Raw genomic sequence first — 17387 nt, 5'->3', positions numbered from 1 at the left:
GTAGGCCGCTGCGCCAAAGGCCGGCTCTCCGATCGCTGTTGACCTCAGATTTCTTTGAATTTAAGCGCCATAGCGGCTGAAATCTGACGTCAAAGGCGAACGCTGACGCTTCTACGAGCTCGACCTATGGCTTCGCTTCTTTCATCAGCCAGCCGTTTAAGGGACAAGCACCGCTTTGATCATGCGGCCGGGATCGGCGGCCAGTCTGCGGAACGCCTGAGCGCCTTCGCTGAGCGGCACCTCGGAGATGAGCTTGTCCGCCGATACGCAGCCATGCGCCAAGTACTGGATTGCTTTCGCGAAATCGCGTTCCGTGTAACATTGCGTGCCGGTCAGCTTCAGCTCCTTGCCAACCACGCCCATAAAATCCACCGGCGTTGGCGCGGCGCCAAGCGCCAAAAATATCGCCGTTCCGCCTGGACGCAGACAGGAGAGCGCCTGCTGTCTCGTCGAAGTAATGCCTGCCGCATCTACGGTCAGATCCACCTCCGCGCCGCCGTTCATCTCCAGCACCGCTGGAAGCGTATCCTCTTTTGCCGGATTAATAACCCGTGTCGCTCCCAGCTCCATCGCCAGCTCCAGCCTGCTTTCGACGACATCGGTTACCGCCACCTTTTTAATCCCAAGGAATAACGCCACCTGAAGCAGCATCAAGCCTTGCGCCCCCGCTCCAAAAATAACCATGCTTTCCATCTCGGATGACCAGTTGCGCTCCAGCGCATGGACAGCCGTTGCAAGCGGCTCCACCAGCGCGGCATGCGCGAGCGGCAAAGAATCGGGAATGCGAAACAGATTGGCTGCCGGAACAACGGCGTATTCCGCGAATCCGCCCGGCTGCTCCCCGCCGATCAGGTTGATGTCGCTGCATAAATTGCGGCGTCCGGCAAGGCAGGAGCGGCATACTCCGCAGAACAACAGCGGCTGAACGACGACACGATCGCCTGGACTAAAACCTTCTACATCTTCCGCGATTGCTCGCACCGTGCCCGCAAATTCATGGCCGCGAATGCCTGGAGTCGGCCAGGTCGAAGCCATTCCTTTATACACATGCATGTCCGTACCGCAAATGCCGCATCCGGCTACCCGGATTAGCACATGTCCCGGCTGCAGCTTCGGGTCCCCCGTTTCGCCGTACTCCAGATTGTCATGGCTCATTGCGATCAGCGCGTTCATGCCATTCCCTCCGTTTCACCGTCTGCAGCGCCGTTTCCGGAGCGGACAGGCAGCAATTTTATGGTCAAAATCTCATAAGGCCGGTACTCCAAACGAACGACGTTTCCTGTAACCTCAGCCTCGGCAATCGGCGTTTCGTACAAGTCGCAAAGGTAGGCTTTTGCGACGGGGAAAGCAGCGGTCAACTGCGCGGTTCCGCGCGTCCGTTCGTTCTCATACACCCGGCATACGATACCGGAATCGTCCTCGGACAGCTTTACCGTTTCGATAAGAAGCTGACGTTTGTCCGAGCGGATGAAGGAGCCTGCTTGTACCGGGCCTGACAGGGCTTGAGTTAGTTGAGCTGATGCAGCGCTCCCTGCTGACGCCTGGACATCCGCTGTCCGTTCTTCTACCTGCCCGAGCCTGCGGGCTCCTGCGGGATGGACGATCAGCGGATCGTTAAGCGCGTACGCTTCCGCCGATGTAGTCACCCGCCAGTCTCCCTCATGCGGCAGGAGACGGTACACAAATTCGTGATCGCCGCGGTCTGCGGTCGGATCGGGGAAGGTCGGGCTGCGCAGCGCCGTCATGCGAATCGTATTCCCTGTAACGTCGTAGCCGTACTTGCAATCGTTCAGCAGGCTTACGCCATAGTCGCCCTCGCTCAAATCAACCCATTTATGCGCGCAGCTTTCGAAGCGGGCCCAATCCTCCAGCGTATTGCGATGTGTAGGCCGCTCCACATTCCCCCATTGAATGTCGTACGTGGCATGCGTGCTGTTCACCCGGACCGGAAACGCCACCTTAAGCAGCACATGCGTTTCGTTCCAGCTGATTTTTGTTCCAAACTCCAATGCCGCTCCCGAACGGGTCAAGCTAATGCGCTGCACGATTACGCTGTCCCGTATTTTTCTCTCTATCTCAATTGTCCCGCGCAGCGGTCCCGATTCAACGATCTCCATCCGGCTTGCCGGCTCGGCGGCCCACATTTTGTCCTGATAATAGAGATCGATATCCCAGGCATCCCAGTCCAGCGGTTTATCCTCAAACGCCTGCCACAAATTCGCCTTTGCGCCTTCCGCGACGGCTTCGCGCCCGGCTCGTTTGTCGTACAGCCTGACGATGTCTCCACAGCGGTCCAGCTCGGCGCGCAGCGCGGCATTTTCCAGCACCATATAAACATCCGCATGGGCCGCCGCATCGGCCGCTGCTTCTTTCGCCAAACCTGCAAACAAGAGCCGTTCTGCACCTTTCTCTTCAAAAGACGCCTTGCGCAGCACGGCATGCCCGTAAGGCTCTATATCAGGCAGCTCCGCGAGCAGCAGCCCTGGGTCCGCAGTCTGCTGCACCTCAAGCCTGTCATCCGCCGACACAAACGCCTCGCCTGTTCCGATCAGCTTCGCGGGAAGTTCGATCAGCTCACAGCTGCGGCGGAACGGAGACGGATTATACACAACGGAGATCGCGTCTTCTGGCAAATCCGCCTCAAGAGCATCCAGCGCCTCGGATACGATACCTTCCGCAGCAGCGCGAATTTGCGCGTAGTCGAGCTCGCTCTGCTCATACACTTCTTTAATAGAAGAGCCGGGAATGATGTCATGAAATTGGTTGAGGCAAAGCAGCTCCCATGCCTCCCGCAGCCGTTCCCTTGGATAGCGGTTCCGTCCGCCCATCGCCGCCATTGCGGCGAGGAATTCAGCGTCATGCAGCAGGAATTCATTTTTCCGGTTATGCAGCTTGTTTCTCGCTTGCGTCGTATAGGTGCCGCGATGAAGCTCAAAGTACAACTCGCCGTCCCAAGCGGGAAGCCGGTCGCCGACGCTGCGTTCCAGCCGGTCGAAAAATTCGGCCGCCGTGCTGTTTTTCACCTGCGGTAATCCAGGGTGATGCTGGAGCAGCTCCGCGCGTTTCACCATCTCTCGCGTCGGACCGCCGCCGCCGTCTCCAAAGCCGAAGGCGATGAGCGTTTCTTCCGCCAGTTCCTTATGCGGCCGTCCCCGCCAGGTGGAGATCAGCTCTTCCGGCGTCAAGTCGGCGCTATAGGTCGCTCCCCACCATCCCGGCTTGGAGGTGCCGATCAGATGGGAAAGAATGGAGCTGCCGTCAAGCCCTTTCCACCAGAAGCTGTCGTACGGAAACTTTGTATATTGATTCCAGGTGAGCTTGGCAGTGACAAAATAGTCCATGCCCGCCAGCTTCATCAGCTGCGGCAGCTGGGCATTGAAGCCAAACACATCCGGCAGCCAGACGACCGGGGAACCCGGCTGCCCGAACCGTTCCATATAATAAGCGCGTCCGAGCATGAACTGCCTGACAAGCGCTTCGCCGCCGGAAAGGTTGCAATCCGCCTCGACCCACATGCCGCCGAGCGCCTCCCAGCGTCCTTCCTTTACCCTCCGGTCAATCTCTGCGGTAAGCTCGGGATAACGTTCGTCCACATACCGGTATAACTGCGGCTGGCTTTGCGCGAATACGAAGCTTTTATTCTCGTCCATAAGCCTCAGCACATTGGCAAAAGTACGTGCGCCCTTTTCCTTCGTCTGCTCCAGCGTCCAAAGCCAGGCCAGATCGAGATGTCCATGGCCGACTGCCGCCGCCGTCACCTGCAGCGGCTCGCCGCATGCCGGAAGCCCCTGCTCCAGCAAGCGCTCGGCGCGGGCGGCGCTTTCCAGAAATGCTCCTTGCCCGCCAGTCCAGTCCAGCTCCTGCAGTACCTTGTCGAGCAGATCCAGCATTTTGGAGCGCGATGGCTGTGCATCCGCCGTTAACCGCATGGCCTCATATAAAACATGAAGCCTTGCCGCCAGCTGCGCCGCCCGGTCGTGAATCTCCACAACTGCGGGCTGTCCCATCTCGTACCGTTCGTCACGTATGCCGGTCCATCCGTACAGCGCAATTTGATGTTCACGCCCGTCAAGGTATCGCTCCGGAAGAGAGATCAGAGTGCGGTTCGGAGCCAGTCCGATTAAAAGCTCCCCGTCAATGAACACCAGCGCTTCGGGGCCATACAGAAACGACAGCGCTTCCAAGCTTTTGCTGTTGCCAAGCGGCAGCAGCAGCTCGATGCGGCCGCTCAAGCTTTCCGGCACGGCGAACCTTGTTCTCATCGTGAACGGCTGTCCCTTTGTTCCCCAATATTGGCCCGGGAGCAAAACATCCCATTCACGGTCGTCCGTTTCGGCGCCGGTAAGCCGTTCCGTTCCGTAATGCACTCTGAACGGCTCAAGCGGCAGTGTCTGCGTTCGCGCCCGCTCCTCCAGCTCCGTAATAAGCGGGGCGATTTTGCGTTCCGTCAGCCGTATGCTGTGCATGCAGCTCCTCCTTCCTCCTGTTCCGTCACTTGACGCTGCCTGATGTCAGACCGCTCATAATCTGTTTGGAAAAGACGAAAAACATGATGAAAATCGGGACGATCGACATCGAAAGCGCTGCCAAAACGGCGTTCCAATCGCTGGAGAACTGCCCCAGAAACTGCTGAGCGCCTAAAGTAACGGTACGCGTCGCTTCACCCGGCGCCAGTATGAGCGGGAACCAGATGTCATTCCAAATCGGAATGATCGTAAATACGGCTACGGTGGCAAGCGCCGGTTTAATGAGCGGCACCGTCAATAAATAAATCTTGTATTCGCCCGCGCCTTCAATGCGCGCCGCTTCTTTGATGCTTTTTGGAATGCTGCGCATGAATTGGGTCAGCACCAGAACGGCTAACGACAACCCCTGGGCGATATAGACCAGAATGAGTGCCAGCAGCGTGCCGACAAGCTGCATGGATACCATCATGTCGAGCAGGCTGACCGAGCCGAGCCGAATCGGAATCAGCAGGCCAAGAATGAAGAAGATGTAGAAGAAGCCGTTGCCCCTGAACTTGTATTCCGACAGGCAGAAGGCAACCATTGAAGCGAACAGCGTAATGAGAATGATGGAAACGATTGTGATGATGAGGCTGTTTTTGTAGTACATTAAAAAGTCCGACTGCCCATGAACGGCTTCGTAACCGGCCAGGCTGAACGTGCCCGATCCAGGCAGCTTGTATGGATTGGCGAAGATCGCCGCTCTGGTCTTAAACGAGTTCATGATAATGATGAACACGGGAAAGATCGCCAAAAAGCTGAATGCGATCAGGACGGCATGTTTGCCGGCAGAAGCCCATCTGTTTGCAACCACGGTTTTCACCCCGATTCGCTAACTTCTTATAATTCGTAATTTTCGATTTTCTTTTGCCAAAAATAATAGATCAGGACGCCGACGAGCAAAATACAGAGGATCAGGCCAGCGATAGCCGCGCCCATTTCGGGATTCGGCTGCTGGAATTCATGGCCGAAAAACGTGCGGTAGAAGAAAGACATCATCGTGTCGGTGGAGAGATTAGGTCCGGCAAGCGGCCCTTTTAGAGCGTAAATAATGTCAAATGCATTGAAGTTGAAAATGTAGGTCATGATGGAAATGACGCCGGCCACAGGCAGGATGAGCGGAAACTTGATTGTCCAGAAAATTTTCCATCCGCTTGCGCCGTCGATATGAGCTGCCTCGATCAGCTGCTCGGGGATTGCAATTAGAGCTGTGTAATACAGTAGAATCGGAACGCCGATGTACTGCCAGGAAGAAATGAGCGCCATCGCGATGAGGGCTGTGCTTTCCAGGCCGAGCCAAGGATGATAGGGCAGCCCAACCGCTTCAAGCGGCGTTTTTACAATGCCCCAGATCGGATTCAGAAGCATCTGCCATACAAAGCCGACTACGACGAGCGACAGCGTTGTCGGTGCATAAAGCAGAGCCCGATACGTAGCCCCGCCTCTAGTCTTCGTTGCGAGCAGCGCCGCCAAAAACAGCGCAACCGGGTTTTGTACGCAGAAGTTGATGATGAAAAAAACGGAGCTGTTGCGAAGCGCATTAAGCAAATCCTCGCGCCATTTCGGCGTGCTCAGCAGCTCGGCGTAATTATCCAGTCCGGCAAACCGCGGAATCCGGTTGGCATCCATAACGTAAAAGCTGATTCGGAGCGAGTCGAAAATGGGAAACATCATAAATAAGGTGTAGACGAGCAGTGCAGGGAACAAAAACACAAAGATGTGAAAACGAATCCTTTTACGTGGAAAAACTTTCGTTTCGCTATCCCGCATATCGCACCTCTTTTCTTGATAGCGTTTACATTAACCGTTTTCGTCGCTCCTTATGGGTTAGATTCTACACTCCTATTTCTCTTTGTTCAATTATTTATTTACAATTTCCTTGCGTTTACTTTCAATATTATTCGATTACCAATTTTTCACTTCATTCCTTAAGAAAGGATGAATGATGAGTTTCAATGAATCGTTTCGTTCTGCCTTTGCTGTGCAGCAGCAGCGTATGGGTGGATCTGCCGCCAGCCGACTCGCGAACTCCGCGTAAAAACAGTCCCTCAGTTATGCCGGTCGCCGCAAACAAGCAGTCGCCGGAGCCGGTCAATTGCTCCATGCCGAGCGGTCTTCCAGGATCGCTCAAACCCATGCTGACGCAGCGTTCATATTCCGCAGCATTAGCCGGAAGCAGCCTCGCCTGCATCTCCCCGCCAAGACATTTCAGCGCTACGGCCGAAATGACGCCTTCCGGCGAGCCTCCGATGCCAACAAATAAATCCGCCAAGCCAAGCTCCAGCGCCGCTGCGATCGAAAAGCTGACATCCCCGTCATCGAACAGCCTTACGCGCGCTCCTTGATCCAGCACCGTGCGGACCAGCTCCTTATGGCGTTCGCGATTCTGAATCATCACGCACAGCTCATCAACTCTTTTGCCGGTCGCTGCGGCAACGGCACGCATGTTAACCGGCAGCGGCGCTTCGATGTCGATATGACCCGCAGCCTTTGGGCCGACCGCGATTTTGTCCATGTACATATCCGGCGCCTGCAGCAGCATGCCCTTCGGCGCTGCGGCAATAACGGCAATGGAATGTGAGCTTCCGGTCACGGTCAGGTTGGTGCCCTCCAGCGGATCGACGGCGATATCAAGATCCGGTCCGCCTCCAAGCCCGACGGCTTCACCGATATAAAGCATCGGCGCCTCATCCATTTCACCTTCACCGATGACGATGCTGCCCTTGATGCTCATCCGGTTCAACCGCTCCCGCATGGCGCAGGTAGCCGCGTCGTCCGCCTCGATTTTTTTGCCCCGTCCGATCCATGGATATGAAGCGAGCGCAGCAGCCTCCGTAACTCCGGCAAAATCATATAAAACTGACTCCATAGGCAGATTCACTCCTCTTATTCAGAGTCCGCTTTTGTTTCCGGGAAACCGTTTTTTAATATCTCCCGTTCTTTATCTATAATTTTTTGAATTTTGGCGGTGGAACGTCCGTCTTCAAAGAAGGATGAAGCCCATGCTTCAACGACCTTTTTAGCCGCCTCAACTCCGATAATTTGCGCCCCCATCGTAATAATTTGCGCATTGTTGCTTTTCTGCGAGCGTTCTGCCGAATAGGGATCATGGCAAAGGGCGGCGCGTATGCCGGGATATTTGCCTGCCGCGATCGCCACGCCGATGCCGGTGCCGCATATGAGCAGCCCTCGCTCCAGCCGTCCTTCCGAGATGTGCTGGGCAACCTGGAAGGCGATGTCAGGGTAGTCTACCGATTGGCAGGCATCGCAACCGTAGTCGTCCACCTCGTGGCCGAGCTCAAGCAGAAAGTGCTTTAATTGCTCTTTCATTTCGAATCCGTTTTGATCCGCCCCGATTCCGATTTTCATTCTGTGTCACTCTCCTCCGTTTACAAATCGTTTATCGTCGAACCGCAACTAGTTCTTATCTTTAATTTATTTTTTATTTCGTATTTTGTCAACTACTTTTCTTTATTTTCATTTACTTTCATTTGTTACGCTTTCATCGAAAACAAAAAGAAAGCGAGCTTCCCCTTAAGTCACGTGATGTGACTAGGGACTGCTCCCTTTCTTAAACTGCCGGTTTTCGAGCTTTGTAGCTCCGGTAAGGTCGTTTGGTGACCTTACCGAGGCCGATCTTCGGCTTTGCATGCTCGGTAAGGTCATTTGGTGACCTTACCGAGGCCGATCTTCGGCTTTGCATGCTCGGTAAGGTCATTTGGTGACCTTACCGAGGCTGATCTTCGGCTTTACATGCTCGGTAAGGTCGTTTGACTACTTTACCGAGGCCGATCTTCGACTTTGCCTGCTCTGTAAGGTCATTTGGTGACCTTACCGAGGCCGATCTTCGACTTTGCCTGCTCGGTAAGGTCATTGGGTGACCTTACCGAGGGCGTTTTTCGGCTATGACCGCCCCGTAAGGTCGTTTGACGACCTTACGGGCCTAGTTTTATTTTGCATTTTAACAAATCAATTCTCTAACTCGACAATCGCAGCCCGGACACTAATTTTCTGAAACAACAACTACTATATTCCCTTTTTTTCTCCCAGTCTCGACATGCCGATGCGCCTCTTGAATTTGCTCCAGCGGATACGTTCGTTCAATGACGGCTCTTATATGTCCCTCTTCCGCCAGCTGTTTAAGCAGCACAAGATCCGGACCGCTGGTTCTAGCCATTCCCTTCCCTTCCACGGTAAGAAACGCCCCGCCGGGAGCAAGCGCTTTGCGAGCGCTGGCCGCCCGGCATTTGCCGACCGTATCAAACACGATATCATACCGCTCCGCCCTGTCCGCAAAGTCCTCTTTGGTGTAATCAATCGTATGGTTTGCCCCAAGGGAGCGCACAAGCCCGGTATTCGCCCCGCTGCACACGGCCGTCACCTCAGCTCCGTAATAGGCAGCGATTTGCACGGCGGCTGTGCCTACTGCCCCGGACGCTCCATACACAAGAACCTTTTTCCCAGGCCCGATGCCGCTCTTCCGGAAGAAGTACAGGGCCGTTGTCGCGCCGAATGGAATCGCCGCCGCCTCCTGCCAATCGAGGTTGTCCGGCTTAAGCGCTATCGTCCCATTTTCGTGCAAACATACATATTCGGCGTGAGCCCCGAAACGCATTCCGCTAAGCGCATACACCTCATCGCCGGGCCGGAACTTTTTCACCTTGGGGCCGACCGCTTCGACTACGCCCGCAAGCTCAACGCCCAATATCGGGTTGCGCGGCTTGCGAATTCCGAGAATCAGCCGCATCGGCAGCCAGTACAATAACGGGCAGCGAAACGATCTCACTCTGCAATCGCCGGTCGTGACTGTCGTCGCGCGGACTTTGACCAGAAGCTCGCTTCCTTTCGGCTTTGGTTTTGCGGTCTGCCGCAGCTCCAGCACCTCGGGCGGACCATATTTTGTGCATAGGATTGCTTTCATTTGATCTCTCACCTCGCCGCTCCAGTATACCCGCACGACCATGCTGCGCTGGAGCAACTAAAGTATTGTTTTGAGGTGAAAAAAACGCTGCGCCAAAGGTCGGCCTTCCGATCGCTGTTGACCTCAGATTTCTTTGAATTTAACCGCTATAGCGGTAGAAATCCGACGTCAAAGGCGAACGCTGACGCTTCTCCAAGCTCGACCTTTGGCTCCGCTCCCTATTTTTTCACAGCTGCGCTTGTGCCGGAGAGAACTTGCCCTGACTTTCGCTACGCTTCGTTGGGCACAGCCTTTGGCTCCGCTCCTCTTGTTCACACGGCTTCGCTTATGCGTTTGACTGTCGCTTCGTAGGGCTTATCCCTGCAAAAGCCCCAGCGCTCTAGCGCGAGCCACGGCTTCGGTGCGGCGCTTGACCTGGAGCTTATCAAATATGATGCGGTTATGCCCTTTAACGGTTGCGAGCGCAATGAACAGCAGATCGGCGATTTCCCGATTGGAACGGCCTTGAGCCACAAGCCGCAGAACCTCCAGCTCCCGTTCGCTGAGCGGTTCCACTAAAGGGAACCGATTCGCTCCGCTGTCTGGAACGGTTGCTGCAGCTATTACGTTTCGGTCGACTCCTCGTTTGCCCGTTTGCTCCAGCTTAACCAGCAGCTGCTCTGCTGCTAAAGCGCGATCCGTCTGTTCCAGCTGCCGGGCCAGCTGCAGGCTTTGCATCGCAAGCGGCCGGGCTAAATCCGGCTCGCCTCTCGCAGCATGTATTCGAGCCAAGCCTAAATAGGCTTCGCAGGCTGCGGGAAGCGGCGGTTTTCCAGCCAATCCGATGACCTCCCGATACGTCTCAGACGCTTCGTAAAAGCGGAGATCGGCTTCCTGCAATTGCCCGAGCCCTAGCATGGACATCATGAAAATAACGGTATGCCCGATTTTGCGGCTTCCTGACAATGCTTCAGCATACGCTTTTTCGGCCAGCGCCTGATTGCCCTGCAGCTGGTACGCATACCCAAGCGACCATTGCGCGGACGTTCGCACCGGCACATTGTCTGGACGCAACAATTGCAGAGCCTTTTGCGATTGCTCCAATATCGCCGCAGCATCGTGTCTGGTGACCGCCAGCACAGCCCGGATCGAAGCGATATGACCGATCCAGTCTAGAGCCCGCTCCTCCTTCTCTCCGCCCTCAAAAGCGGATTCGGCCGCTTTCAGCAGCGGCTCAACGCTGGACAGCTCGCCTGTCATAAGCAGCGCAGAAGCATACAGCACCCTCAGCTGCGGTCTGAGCTCCAGCTCAGCTGCCGGAAGCTTCCGCAACCATCCCAGCACGGGATCAAGACCGCCTCTGAACTGCAGAGGCATGCCCCCGCCCTCCGCCAACCGGGCAGCACGGCCGATATCCCCAGCCGACACGGCATGCCGGAACGCCTCCGCAGGAAAGCCGTTCTGCTCATGCCAATCGCTTGCCCGGAGATGCAGCTCCGCCGCCGTCCGTTCGTCATGCAGCGGCAATCTTTGAAGCAGCATTTCACGGAAAAGATGGTGATAGCGGTACCAGCGCCGCTCTCCGTCCAACGGCACAACAAACAGCTGAGCCAGCTCCAGCTCGGACAGCAAAGCGCCGCCGGAAGCTGCGTCTAACGTCTCGCTGGCTCCCGCTGCCACTGCAGCGCATAACGGCCCGCACATCCGCTCCAAAATTGAAGTCCGCAGCAAAAAGCTCTGAATATGCTGCGGCTGCCGTCTTAACACCTCTTCCAGAAAATAATCGGCAATAAAACCGTGGCTGCCGGTGTAGGAAGCGACGAATCCGGAAACGTTCTCTGTCCGGCGCAAGGAAATTGCGGCCAGCTGCAGCGCGGCAATCCAGCCCTCTGTCCGCTTGCCGAGCAGCTCTGCGTCCGCTTTGGACAGCCCCGTCACCCCCATCGACTCCCGCAGAAACAGGGCAGACTCAGCAGCGGAGAAGCTCAGTTCAGCGGCTCCGATTTCATTCAGCGCATTGCTGGCCCGCAGCCGGGCAAGCGGAAAGCGGGGCAGCTCCCGGCTAATGAGAACGATATGGAGCAGCTGCGGCAGCTGCTCCAGCAGAAATTGCAGAGCCGAGTCAGTCGCGTCAGCTGCGCACAGATGATAATCGTCGAGGACGAGGACGAGCGGCTTCGTTTCAGCCTCAAGCTTATGGAGAAGCTCCGTTAACACGGGCTCGGCAGCAGGATAGCTTCCTGACTGAAGAGCTCTCATGAACTCCGGCTCCAGCGAAACGCCGGCTTTGCGCAGCGCAGCACAAAGATAAAGGATAAAACGCGACGGCTCCCGATCCTGTTCGTCTAGCGATAGCCATGCTGCTGCAAGCCCGCTGCCATGCAGCCATTCGCAAACAAGCGTTGTTTTGCCGCTGCCTGCATGCCCGTGGACAAGCGATAATTTGCCGTTTAAACCGCCGCTTAGCCGTTCCGTCAAGCGAGGACGAATGACGGCATTGCTGCGCGGCGGCGGAATAAAAAGCTTAGCCGATATAAGCTGAGGATAAGTCATTGGGACCCCACCGTTTCTTGAAGCGATTGACCGATTCTGACAATAGGTTTGACATCTAGTCCCCCGTTCCCTTTTGATGTACAAAATAAGCCCGTCCTCACCGGCAGAGCCGGGAAGGACGGGCAGCAGATGGAGCTATTCCTCCAAATATAGCGTTATTTTGTTTTGAATCGCTTTTGCCGCATCCTCCGCCGATTGCTCTCCCTTAAAGAACGAATTTGCTTCGTCCGTCAAAATAGCCTCAATTTTAGAATCCATTCCGCCAAAACGTTTTAATTGAGGCATAAGATCTGACAACAGCTGGGCTTCCTCGGCTGTCGGCTTTTTATAACCGGTTTCTTTTTTGCCCTCTTGAAGCTCAGCCAGCCGCGCCTCCATAACCTGTTTATTGACCGAAAGGCCGGAGAGTCCGTCCGGACCTTGTAATCCCTGTATTTTTTCCGACAGCAGGAATTGCAGAAATGCCCAAGCTTCCTTTTTAACCTTTGATTTGTTGTTCAGCGCAAGCAGCAAGTCGGATTTAAACGCTCTGCCGTCTCCGGCGTCCGGTGCTGGCGGAGCCATGATTTGCGGATGATCCAAAATGACATGTCCAAACGTAATCATTTGCGGGACGGTTAATTTCAAATAAGGGTAAAAGGTCTCCTTAATTTTGCCGGAGGAATACTGCCCTTTCGGGTACGCCTTGATCTGCTCCAGCAGCTGAATGAATTCTGGACTGTCAAAGGCCGCTTTTCTTTCTCCAGCGTTCAAGTAACGGTCAAGCTCTCCCTTCACCCGGTCCAGAAAAAACAGGTCCGGACGCTCAACGGCGATAACAGGACCGCCTCCGGATTCCCCTTCCTCAACGATTTGGTCGAACTGCTCCCATGTCCAGGAATCGGGATTCAGATTAGCGTCCTTAATGCGAGCCTTATCCGCAAACCACAAATCCGTTGTAACGCTCAGCGGCAAAGCATAGAGGCCGCCGTTATGCTTCATAGCATCAAAAATGTTCATATAGTAGTTTTCCGGTTTAAAGCCGTTCGCCTCATTCATATACTCATTGAAGTCAACGAGCAGCTTTTTATCCGCATATTTGTTGTAGGCAAGAATATCTACCGCGATCAGATCGGAAGCATTGCCGTTCATGAGCTCTGCATTCACTTGAGTCGTATATTTCTCTACGGCAATGGGAGAATACCCTTCCATGGAGACTCTGCCGCCGCCCTCCATCTCCAGCGATTGAGCTTCTTTAATCTCGATTCGGATACCTGGATTCTCCGCTTCGAATTTCTTTTTGGCCTCGTTCAGAAAGTAATTCGTTGTAACGACCGAAATAGTAACTACGCCTTCTAATTTAGCATTTCCGTCGTTTGTTTGCTCCTTGTCCTGCAACCCGGATTGGGAGAGCGGATTTGATGGCGGATTCTGATTTGCCGTTGAATTCCCCGCAGAGCTGCATGCCGACAGAACGAGCAGCATCATCCATAACAGGAGAAAAATACGGCTATGTTTCAACTTTGGTCTATTCATAACATGCTCCCCTTTCTTGTTGAACCCGTTATCCGAAAATGTTGATCCAGTTTCGGATTAATCATTGAGGTTAGATATGAAGCAACAACGAGATCAGTGTAGTCAAAAAATGCGGTAAAAAAATGAGAGTATTATGGGAAAATGTGTGAAGATGTACGTCAAAAGCCCCGAATCAGCGTCAGCGGCTGAAACGGGGCTTGCATTTCTTCCAAGAGCAGGAGCTTCAGGGGCTACCAAGCCGCCTCCTTTTTCTCGGACTTAATATTAATGGAAAGGAGCATATTTGGCTTAAAAGAGCATTCTTACTAGGTTGAGTCACTTTTGGGCGGAGAAACGATTCGCAGATCTATATCCGGATTCGCCGCTTTAACCTTCTCTTCTGCGTGCTGCAAAAAGCGGTTTGAAATATGGTTATTGTTTCCCGTAAACGGCTCCGCCGAAGCTGCATTTGTTGAAAGCATTAGAAAAATAGCGCTTGATCCGGCCAAAATACCTCTTCTGCTCCAATACTTTACGTTCATATATGACCCATCCTTTCATCGCCCCATAGTTAACTACTTGGGATTAGTCTAGCGAAACATTGTCGTTTAAAGATGAAAGCTTTGTGGGAAATTATGGTCCTTGATGAAACGCAAAAAAACCGGCCGCGTCCAATGACGCGCACCGGTTTATCTGATTGTTTACTCTTCCATATAAAGCGTAATTTTGTTTTGCAGCGCTTTAGCCACGTCCTCGGCCGATTTTTCGCCTTTAAAGAATAGAGCTGTCTCTTCCATGACAATATCATTGATTTTTGGTTCCATTCCGCCAAATCGCGTCAGCTGAGGCATAATTTCTTTGGCTTTTTCCAAATATTCCGGAGAAAGCTTGTTTTCTCCTTCGGCCAGCCCGCTGATTTGCGCCTCTGCCGTTTTTTTGTTGACGGGCAGACCGAACAGATCCGGCTCCGACTGCATCTCATCCGACAGGAGGAATTGGAGGAAATCCCATGCCTGGTCCTTGTTTTTTGACTTCTCGTTCATCGCGAGCAGCATGCCGGCAGTAAACGAGTTGCCTTTGCTGTTTTGTTCCGTAGGCGGCGCGAATATTTGAGGTTTAGCGAACCAGGTTTCACCAAAGCTAAGCGATCCAAAGCTGGTAAGCTTCAAATTAATAAAAGCTTCCTTGGAGTTCATTTTTTCGCCCATTTTAATCGCTTTGCCCATTCCGGTTTTACCGTTCATATCGGGCTCCACAAAAATCTTATTGTCGTAATAGGATTTGATCTCGTTCAGCAAACCGATAAATTCGGCACTGTCGAAGCTGGCTTTTTTCTCATTCAAATTCATGAATTGATCAATGTTTTCACTGATTCTCTCATTGGCAAAATATTCAGGCGGTAAGTACTGCATGACCGGATCTCCGCCTTTTTTGGCAAGCCCGCTCAACTGCTCGGAAAACTGCGCCCAAGTCCATGAATTCGGATCCAGCTTCAAATCCTTGATCCGGTCTTGATTTCCGAACCAAATGTTTGCAATGGCATTCGGAGTAATGGCATAAAGCCCGTCCTTATATTTGAGCGCATCAAAAATGTTCATATAATAATCGTCGGGGTTAAAGCCCTTTTCTTTGGTCATATAGGCCTGCAAATCGGCAAGCAGCTTTTTATCCGCATACTTGGTGTAAGCCAAGGTATCGACCATGATGAGATCGGCAGCGTTGCCGTTCATTAATTCCGAGTTAACGAGTGCGACATGTTTCTCGACAGCGGCCGGATCGTAACCGAAAGCACGCATCGCCACCATGCCGCCGCCTTCCGTTTTAGGAGGTTCATACGATTGCTTCAGCTCGATTTTAACGCCTGGATTTGCAGCCTCGTATTTTTCTTTCGCCAATTCAAGAAAACGGTTGGATGTAACGACGGATACAGTAACAACGCCCGATCCTTTGCTGTTCGTGTTGTTTTGCTCCGATGCGCCATCGTTCCCAACATTCCCATTATTTGTACCGGCGCCGCTCGAACAAGCCGAGATCGCAAGCAGCGCCGCGCTGGTACAAGCCAGCAGCCCCGTTTTACTCCAAGATTTCACGTTCACTTTTATTCCATCCTTCCATCATCAAAATGGTCATTTTAAAGAGCTTCTGGTGGTAGTTTAGCGGAAAATTACGGAAGAATAATGAAAGAATTATGGGAAATTGTGGTCCGGTCCGGACAAAGAAAAAGCCGAACCGCATCTGGTTCGACGCGAATCGGCTTTCTGGCTACTCTTCCATGTATAACATAACTTTGTTTTGCAGCGATTTGGCCACGTCTTCAGCGGATTTTTCACCTTTGAAGAAAGGTTCCGTCTCTGCCTTTACAAGGTCGCTGATTTTAGGTTCAATTCCCGAGAACCGTGACAGCTTCGGCATGATTTCTTTGGCCGCATCCACTTGTTCCTGGGTCAACGGATTTTCTCCGCTCGTCAAAGCATTAATTTGAGCCTCTGCTGCCTTTTTATTAACCGGCAGACCGCCAAGATCCGGCAGCGACTGCATCTCTTCCGATAGCAGGAATTTGAGGAAGTCCCAGGCTTGATCTTTGTTTTTTGATTTTTCATTCATCGCAAGCAGCATTCCGGCAGCAAACGAGTTGCCAGAGCTACCGTCCCCGGTAGGAGGTGAAAACACCTTCGAATTTTCAAACGCCATATTGCCAAAACCAAGCGAGCTAAAGCTGACAAGTTTCATATTCAGGAAAGCTTCCTTCATATTCATTTTCTCGCCCATGCGGATTGCTTTGCCCATGCCGCCCGTACTTGGATCCGGCTCTACCATAATTTTGTTATCGTAATACGATTTAATTTCATTTAACAGAGCAATGAATTCAGGGCTGTCGAAGCCGGCTTTTTTGTCGCTCCAGTTCAAATACTTGTCCAAGTTTTCCCCGATTCGATCATTGAGAAGGTTGCCTGGAGGACTATAAGGCAAGATAGGATCTCCGCCTTTTTTAGCAAGCTCGCCAAGCTGCTCAGAAAACTGCGCCCAGGTCCATGATTTCGGGTCCAGCTTCAAGTCTTTGATCCGATCCATATTGCCAATCCACGCATTCGCGATTACGTTAGGCGAGATAGCATAAAGACCGTCCTTGTATTTCATTGCATCAAAAATATTCATATAGTAATCTTCTTCGTTAAAGCCTTTTTCTTTATTCATATACGCCTGCAGATCGGCCAGCAGCTTTTTATCGGCATATTTGGAATATGCCAGCGTATCGACCATGATAAGATCGGCGGCATTACCGTTCATCAGCTCTGAGTTAACGGTTGCCATATGCTTCTCAACTGCAGCAGGATCGTATCCGAAGCCGCCAATCGTTGCCGAGCCGGCCTGCTGTTTCGGAGGTTCGTAGGATTGTTTCAATTCAATTTTAACGCCCGGATTTGCCGCTTCATACTTCGCTTTTGCCTGCTCCAGAAACCGGTTAGACGTGACGACCGATACCGTAATCACGCCTGACCCCTGATTGTTTGTGTTGTTTTGCTGCGCTGCCCCTTCGTTCTCAACGTTGGTTCCCGCCCCGCTTGAGCAAGCCGTAATTGCAAGCAGCGCCGCGCTTGTACATGCCAGCAGCCCCGTTTTACCCCAAGATTTAACGTTCATTTTTACTCCATCCTTCCATCATCAAAATATTCATTGTAAGAGCTTCTGGTGGTAGTTTAGCGAAAAATTACGGAAGAAAGATGAAAGAATTATGGGAAATCATGGGCCGGACGAACAAGAGAAAGCCGATTCAAACCTGGTTCGATGCAAATCGGCTTTATGCTACTCTTCCATATGAAGCATAACTTTGTTTTGCAGCGACTTGGCCACGTCTTCGGCAGATTTTTCACCCTTGAGAACGGCGCCGTCTCTTCCTTTACTAGGTCACTGATTTTTGGCTCAATACCGCCGTA

General features: G+C 52.9%; 12 protein-coding genes. All 12 read right to left on the bottom strand.

Features of this window, described 5'->3' with window-relative positions:
• Positions 1–156 precede the first annotated feature (156 nt).
• Positions 157–1173 carry a zinc-dependent alcohol dehydrogenase gene (locus M3223_RS06690; protein WP_251560315.1) on the bottom strand — a complete coding sequence of 339 codons (1017 nt, stop codon included), beginning with the start codon at positions 1171–1173 and terminating at the stop codon, positions 157–159.
• Positions 1170–4466, bottom strand: coding sequence for an alpha-mannosidase (locus M3223_RS06685; protein WP_251560313.1), 3297 nt, complete (start codon positions 4464–4466; stop codon positions 1170–1172). Before M3223_RS06685 ends, M3223_RS06690 begins: the two co-directional genes overlap by 4 nt.
• Before the next feature lie 25 nt (positions 4467–4491).
• The gene (locus M3223_RS06680; protein ID WP_251560311.1) at positions 4492–5319 is read right to left on the bottom strand and encodes a carbohydrate ABC transporter permease; all 828 of its coding nucleotides are present in this window, start codon (positions 5317–5319) and stop codon (positions 4492–4494) included.
• Between the two features lie 26 nt (positions 5320–5345).
• A complete protein-coding gene (locus M3223_RS06675) occupies positions 5346–6275 on the bottom strand; it encodes a carbohydrate ABC transporter permease (RefSeq protein ID WP_251560309.1) in 930 nt (309 codons plus the stop codon).
• A 151-nt stretch (positions 6276–6426) separates the two neighbouring features.
• Positions 6427–7374: a class II fructose-bisphosphatase gene (gene glpX / locus M3223_RS06670; RefSeq protein ID WP_251560306.1), complete on the bottom strand. Its 948-nt coding sequence runs from the start codon at positions 7372–7374 to the stop codon at positions 6427–6429.
• 17 nt (positions 7375–7391) lie between these two features.
• Positions 7392–7874 (bottom strand): ribose 5-phosphate isomerase B, encoded by a 483-nt coding sequence (gene rpiB / locus M3223_RS06665; protein ID WP_251560303.1) that lies wholly within the window; start codon positions 7872–7874, stop codon positions 7392–7394.
• Between the two features lie 634 nt (positions 7875–8508).
• A complete protein-coding gene (locus tag M3223_RS06660; RefSeq protein WP_251560301.1) occupies positions 8509–9426 on the bottom strand; it encodes an NAD(P)-dependent alcohol dehydrogenase in 918 nt (305 codons plus the stop codon).
• Between the two features lie 354 nt (positions 9427–9780).
• Positions 9781–11958, bottom strand: a complete 2178-nt coding sequence (locus M3223_RS06655; RefSeq protein WP_251560299.1) for a LuxR C-terminal-related transcriptional regulator — start codon at positions 11956–11958, stop codon at positions 9781–9783.
• A gap of 135 nt (positions 11959–12093) precedes the next feature.
• The gene (locus M3223_RS06650; RefSeq protein ID WP_251560297.1) at positions 12094–13473 is read right to left on the bottom strand and encodes an ABC transporter substrate-binding protein; all 1380 of its coding nucleotides are present in this window, start codon (positions 13471–13473) and stop codon (positions 12094–12096) included.
• Between the two features lie 305 nt (positions 13474–13778).
• Complete coding sequence (locus M3223_RS06645; protein ID WP_251560295.1) at positions 13779–13994, bottom strand: hypothetical protein; 216 nt, start codon at positions 13992–13994, stop codon at positions 13779–13781.
• Positions 13995–14153: 159 nt separating this feature from the next.
• On the bottom strand, positions 14154–15548 hold the full coding sequence (locus M3223_RS06640) for an ABC transporter substrate-binding protein (RefSeq protein ID WP_251560293.1): 1395 nt from the start codon (positions 15546–15548) through the stop codon (positions 14154–14156).
• Positions 15549–15714: 166 nt separating this feature from the next.
• Complete coding sequence (locus tag M3223_RS06635; protein ID WP_251560291.1) at positions 15715–17094, bottom strand: ABC transporter substrate-binding protein; 1380 nt, start codon at positions 17092–17094, stop codon at positions 15715–15717.
• Positions 17095–17387: the final 293 nt, after the last annotated feature.

It is taken from the genome of Paenibacillus pasadenensis (assembly GCF_023715725.1).
GTDB lineage: Bacteria > Bacillota > Bacilli > Paenibacillales > Paenibacillaceae > Paenibacillus_O > Paenibacillus_O pasadenensis_A.
Note: the sequence above shows the minus strand (reverse complement) of the source record. Positions and strands in the feature narration are given on the sequence as shown.

Bases quoted from the DNA above. Each gene is read 5' to 3' on its own strand.
- M3223_RS06690 (WP_251560315.1), bottom strand. From the start codon at position 1,173: ATGAACGCGCTGATCGCAATGAGCCATGACAATCTGGAGTACGGCGAA.
- M3223_RS06685 (WP_251560313.1), bottom strand. From the start codon at position 4,466: ATGCACAGCATACGGCTGACGGAACGCAAAATCGCCCCGCTTATTACG.
- M3223_RS06675 (WP_251560309.1), bottom strand. From the start codon at position 6,275: ATGCGGGATAGCGAAACGAAAGTTTTTCCACGTAAAAGGATTCGTTTT.
- glpX (WP_251560306.1), bottom strand. From the start codon at position 7,374: ATGGAGTCAGTTTTATATGATTTTGCCGGAGTTACGGAGGCTGCTGCG.
- rpiB (WP_251560303.1), bottom strand. From the start codon at position 7,874: ATGAAAATCGGAATCGGGGCGGATCAAAACGGATTCGAAATGAAAGAG.
- M3223_RS06660 (WP_251560301.1), bottom strand. From the start codon at position 9,426: ATGAAAGCAATCCTATGCACAAAATATGGTCCGCCCGAGGTGCTGGAG.
- M3223_RS06655 (WP_251560299.1), bottom strand. From the start codon at position 11,958: ATGACTTATCCTCAGCTTATATCGGCTAAGCTTTTTATTCCGCCGCCG.
- M3223_RS06650 (WP_251560297.1), bottom strand. From the start codon at position 13,473: ATGAATAGACCAAAGTTGAAACATAGCCGTATTTTTCTCCTGTTATGG.
- M3223_RS06645 (WP_251560295.1), bottom strand. From the start codon at position 13,994: ATGAACGTAAAGTATTGGAGCAGAAGAGGTATTTTGGCCGGATCAAGC.
- M3223_RS06635 (WP_251560291.1), bottom strand. From the start codon at position 17,094: ATGAACGTTAAATCTTGGGGTAAAACGGGGCTGCTGGCATGTACAAGC.